The organism is Streptomyces ossamyceticus (assembly GCF_001418475.1).
GTDB classification, from domain to species: domain Bacteria; phylum Actinomycetota; class Actinomycetes; order Streptomycetales; family Streptomycetaceae; genus Streptomyces; species Streptomyces ossamyceticus.
Genome location: NZ_LIQX01000416.1, coordinates 1 through 1,068 on the forward strand (window position 1 = coordinate 1; position 1,068 = coordinate 1,068).

Genomic DNA, 1,068 nt, shown 5'->3' on the forward strand with positions numbered 1-1,068 from the left:
AGGAGCATTTCGACGCGACGATCGCGCGGGATCAGCGGATCGAGCCGCGTGACTGGATGCCGGAGGGCTATCGCAGGACGCTCGTGCGGCAGATCGCGCAGCACGCGCACTCGGAGATCATCGGGATGCAGCCGGAGGGTGAGTGGATCTCGCGTGCGCCGTCGTTGCGCCGCAAGGCGATCCTGTTCGCGAAGGTCCAGGACGAGGCGGGGCACGGCCTGTACCTGTACTCGGCGGCGGAGACCCTCGGCGCCGACCGTGCGGACCTGACGGACCGGCTGATCGAGGGCCGTCAGAAGTACTCGTCGATCTTCAACTATCCGACGCGGAACTTCGCCGATGTCGGTGTCATCGGCTGGTTCGTGGACGGTGCGGCGATCTGCAACCAGGTGCCGCTGTGCCGGTCGTCGTACGGTCCGTACGCGCGTGCGATGGTGCGGATCTGCAAGGAGGAGTCGTTCCATCAGCGGCAGGGCTATGAGCTGCTGCTGACGATGATGCGTGGGACGGACGAGCAGCGTGCGATGGTGCAGGACGCGGTGGACCGTTGGTGGTGGCCGTCGTTGATGATGTTCGGCCCGCCGGACGATGCCTCGCCCAACTCGGCGCAGTCGATGGCGTGGAAGATCAAGCGGCACTCCAACGACGAGCTGCGGCAGCGTTTTGTGGACATGACGGTGCCGCAGGCCGAGAAGCTCGGGGTGACCTTGCCGGATCCGGAGCTGAGGTGGAACGAGGAGCGTGGCCGTCACGACTTCGGTGCCCCTGACTGGGCCGAGCTGAAGCGGGTCATCACCGGTGACGGGCCCTGCAACGACCAGCGGATGGAACGCCGCAGGACGGCCCACGAGGAAGGCGCCTGGGTGCGCGAGGCGGCCACCGCCCACGCCGCCAAGCAGGCCGCCCGTACCCGCCGTACACCTATGCAGAAGGGAGCGGTGGCATGACCACCGAGGAGAAGGACTGGCCGCTGTACGAGGTGTTCGTGCGCGGCAAGCGCGGCCTGAACCACGTCCACGTGGGCTCGTTGCACGCCGCCGACGACCGGATGGCCCTCACCCACGCCCG

At 67.7% G+C, this 1,068-nt stretch carries 1 protein-coding gene and 1 pseudogene; both read left to right on the forward strand.

Annotation, left to right across the window (positions count from 1 at the left end; translation table 11 throughout):
• Positions 1-947, forward strand: a 947-nt coding sequence (paaA, locus tag AOK15_RS27755; protein ID WP_055521092.1) for a 1,2-phenylacetyl-CoA epoxidase subunit PaaA, incomplete at its 5' end; no start/stop codon positions are given.
• Positions 944-1,068, forward strand: a pseudogene (locus AOK15_RS27760) (1,2-phenylacetyl-CoA epoxidase subunit PaaB); the annotation flags it as partial. The gene paaA and the pseudogene AOK15_RS27760, both read left to right, overlap by 4 nt.